This window comes from Xenophilus sp. (genome assembly GCF_044462705.1).
Classification (GTDB): domain Bacteria; phylum Pseudomonadota; class Gammaproteobacteria; order Burkholderiales; family Burkholderiaceae_C; genus Xenophilus; species Xenophilus azovorans.
In genome coordinates this window covers 1-3,562 of record NZ_JBIQNC010000265.1, presented here as the reverse complement: position 1 = coordinate 3,562, position 3,562 = coordinate 1, and the positions used below count along the sequence as shown (strand labels likewise).

Here is a 3,562-nt window from a genome sequence, read left to right as displayed (position 1 = left end):
CCGGACAGCAAGGCGCCCTCGGCCGCGCCGAGCGGCAGTCGCAGATCGTGCGGGCGCTGGCCGCGCACCTGCCGGCCCATGCGCTGCTGTGGCAGGCCGAGGACACGGTGCCCTACGAGTGCGACGGCCTCACCGCCTACCGCCAGCGCCCGCTGGTGGTGGCCCTGCCCGAGACCGAGGCGCAGGTGGCCGCGGTGCTGAGGAGCTGCCACGCGCTCGGCGTGCCGGTGGTGGCGCGCGGCGCGGGCACGGGCCTGTCGGGCGGCGCGATGCCGCATGCGGAGGGCGTCACGCTGTCGCTCGCCAAGTTCAACCGCATCCTGAAGATCGACCCGGTGGCGCGCACGGCCGTCGTGCAGTGCGGCGTGCGCAACCTTGCCATCAGCGAGGCGGCAGCGCCCTACGGCCTGTACTACGCGCCCGACCCGTCGAGCCAGATCGCCTGCACCATCGGCGGCAACGTGGCCGAGAACTCCGGCGGCGTGCACTGCCTGAAGTACGGCCTGACGCTGCACAACGTGCTGCGCGTGCGCGGCTTCACCGCGGAGGGCGAGGCGGTCGAGTTCGGCAGCGAGGCGCTGGACTGCGCGGGCCTGGACCTGCTGCCGCTGGTCGTCGGCAGCGAGGGCATGCTGGCCGTCACCGTCGAGGTGACGGTGAAGCTGGTGCCCAAGCCGCAGCTCGCGCGCTGCATCATGGCCAGCTTCGACGACATCCAGAAGGCCGGCGACGCGGTGGCCGCGGTCATCGCGGCCGGCATCATCCCGGCCGGGCTGGAGATGATGGACAAGCCCATGACCCGCGCCGTCGAGGACTTCGTGCGCGCCGGCTACGACCTGGAGGCCGAGGCCATCCTGCTGTGCGAGTCCGACGGCACGCCGGAGGAGGTCGAGGAAGAGATCGGCCGCATGACCGACGTGCTGCGCGGCTGCGGCGCCACCGCCATCGCGGTGAGCGAGAGCGAGGAGGAGCGGCTGAAGTTCTGGAGCGGGCGCAAGAACGCTTTTCCCGCCTCGGGCCGCATCAGCCCCGACTACATGTGCCTCGATTCGACCATCCCGCGCAAGCGCCTGGCCGACATCCTGATCGCCATCCAGCAGATGGAGAAGAAGTACGGCCTGCGCTGCTGCAACGTCTTCCACGCCGGCGACGGCAACCTGCACCCGCTGGTGCTGTTCGACGCCAACGACCCCGACGAGCTGCACCGCTGCGAACTGTTCGGCGCCGACATCCTGGAGACCAGCGTGGCGATGGGCGGCACCGTCAGCGGCGAGCACGGCGTGGGCGTGGAGAAGCTCAACAGCATGTGCGTGCAGTTCACGCCGGAAGAGAACGCGCAGATGCTGGCCGTCAAGGCCGCCTTCGACCCGGCCGGGCTGCTCAATCCCGGCAAGGTGATTCCCTCGCTGGTGCGCTGCGCCGAGTACGGCAAGCAGGTGGTGCGCGGCGGCGTGCTGCCGCACCCTGATCTTCCCCGCTTCTGATGACCGCTCTGAACGACTGCATCGACCGCATCCGCGCCGCCGCCGAGCGGCGCACGCCGCTGCGCATCCGCGGCGGCGGCAGCAAGGACTTCCACGGCGCCTCGCTGCAAGGCGATCTGCTCGACACGGCGCCGCTGGCCGGCGTCGTCAGCTACGAGCCGAGCGAGCTGGTCGTCACCGTGGGCGCCGGCACGCCGCTGCACGAGCTGGAAGCCATGCTGGCCGAACGGCGCCAGTGCCTGCCCTTCGAGCCGCCGCACTTCGCGCACGTGCCCGGCGCGGGGCCGGCCACCGTCGGAGGCATGGTGGCCTGCGGGCTGTCGGGCCCGTCGCGCGCCAGCGTCGGCTGCGTGCGCGACTACGTGCTCGGCGCCGCGATGGTCAACGGCCGCGGCGAGCACCTGCGCTTCGGCGGCACGGTGATGAAGAACGTGGCGGGCTACGACGTCTCGCGCGTGCTGGCGGGCTCGATGGGGCAGCTCGGGCTGATCACCGAGGTGAGCCTGAAGGTGCTGCCCGTGCCGCCGGCCGAGGCGACGCTGGAGTTCGGCTGTACACAGGCCGAGGCGCTGCGCCTCCTCAACGGCTGGGGCGGGCAGCCCTGGCCGCTCAACGCCAGCGCCTGGCAGGCTTCGGGCGAAGGCCCCGACGGCGTGCTCTGGCTGCGCCTGCGCGGCGCGGTGGCGGCCGTGGAATCGGCCTGCCGCCACCTCGGCGGCGAGCGCCGCGCGCACCCGCATGCGGCCGAGGACTGGGCGGCGCTGCGCGACCAGCGGCTGCCCTTCTTCGCCGATGCGAAGGCGAAGGGGCTGGCGTTGTGGCGCGTGTCGGTGCCGCAGACGGCGCCGGTGCTGGCGCTGCCGGGGCAGCCGCTGGTCGAGTGGCACGGCGGCCTGCGCTGGTACGCGCTGCCGGCCGGCCACGCCGCCGCGGTGCGCGATGCGGCGCGCGCCGCCGGCGGGCACGCGACGCTCTTCCTCGCTGCCGCCGCCGGCGGCCCGGACGAGCCGCGCTTCGACACGCCGAGCCCGGCGCTCGCGCGCATCCACCAGGCGCTGCGCGAGCGCTTCGATCCCGCCGGCATCTTCAACCCCGGCCGCCTCGCCGCCTGAAGCCGTGCGACGCCTGCGCTACCTCACCGACCGCCACCGCGCGCCCTCCACCAACCGGGTGCTGGGCCTGCTGCTGGCCTTCAACGCGGGCGCGATGAACGCGGGCGGCTTCCTGGTGCTGCACATGTACACCTCGCACATGACCGGCTTCGCCTCGCAGGTGGCCGATGCCATCGTGCTGGGGCAGACCACGCTGCTGCTCAACGCGCTGGGCGCCATCCTCGCCTTCGTGTGCGGCGCGGCCGTGGCGGCCATCCAGATCAACTGGGGCCGCCAGCACCGCCTGCGCCATCCCTACGCGCTGCCGCTGCTGTTCGAGGCGGCGCTGATGCTGCCCTTCGGGCTCATGGGCGCCATCACGCTGGGCTGGCACACGCCCTTCGCGGTGCCGCTCACCGTGCTGCTGCTGAGCTTCATCATGGGCCTGCAGAACGCGCTGGCGGCCAAGACCTCCGCCGGCAAGGTGCGCACCACGCACATGACGGGCAACCTCACCGACCTGGGCATCGAGCTGGGCAAGATGCTCTACTGGAACCGGCACGGCCGCCCCGCCGGCCAGCTGGTGCGCCACAACGCGCCGCGGCTGCGCCTCTTCGGCGGGCTGGTGCTGATGTTCGTGGCCGGCGGCCTGGCCGGCGCGGCCGGCTTCAAGTGGCTGGGCTTCATCTGCGTGCTGCCGCTGGCGGCGCTGCTGCTGTCGCTGTCGCTGCCGCCCTTCCTCGACGACGTGCGCCGCTCGCGCGAGCTGCGCCAGGCCCTGCAGGCGGTGGCCGACACGCTGCGCCTGCGCCGGCGCAAGACGCCGCCGCCCGGCGACACGCCCGAGCCGCCCGCCGCCTGATTCCCCCACGAGAAGACCATGCAAACCGAACTGGCCCCCGAGTTCCAGGGCACCGACGCCGGCCGCGAGGCCGAGGCCATCCTGCGCAAGTGCGTGCACTGCGGCTTCTGCACCGCCACCTGCCC

The 3,562-nt window shown here is 73.1% G+C and carries 3 protein-coding genes; all 3 read left to right on the top strand.

The window, feature by feature from the left end; translation table 11 throughout:
• Positions 1-44 precede the first annotated feature (44 nt).
• Genes ACIY1X_RS24190 through ACIY1X_RS24180 form a run of 3 tightly spaced genes read left to right on the top strand, consistent with a single transcriptional unit; the run spans position 45 to position 3,437 of the window.
• Entirely contained in the window at positions 45-1,484 is a 1,440-nt protein-coding gene (locus ACIY1X_RS24190; RefSeq protein ID WP_399685634.1) for an FAD-linked oxidase C-terminal domain-containing protein, read from the top strand.
• Positions 1,484-2,596 (top strand): glycolate oxidase subunit GlcE, encoded by a 1,113-nt coding sequence (gene glcE, locus ACIY1X_RS24185; RefSeq protein ID WP_399685628.1) that lies wholly within the window; start codon positions 1,484-1,486, stop codon positions 2,594-2,596. Before ACIY1X_RS24190 ends, glcE begins: the two co-directional genes overlap by 1 nt.
• A 4-nt stretch (positions 2,597-2,600) precedes the next feature.
• Positions 2,601-3,437: a YoaK family protein gene (locus tag ACIY1X_RS24180; protein WP_084217348.1), complete on the top strand. Its 837-nt coding sequence runs from the start codon at positions 2,601-2,603 to the stop codon at positions 3,435-3,437.
• Positions 3,438-3,562 lie beyond the last annotated feature (125 nt).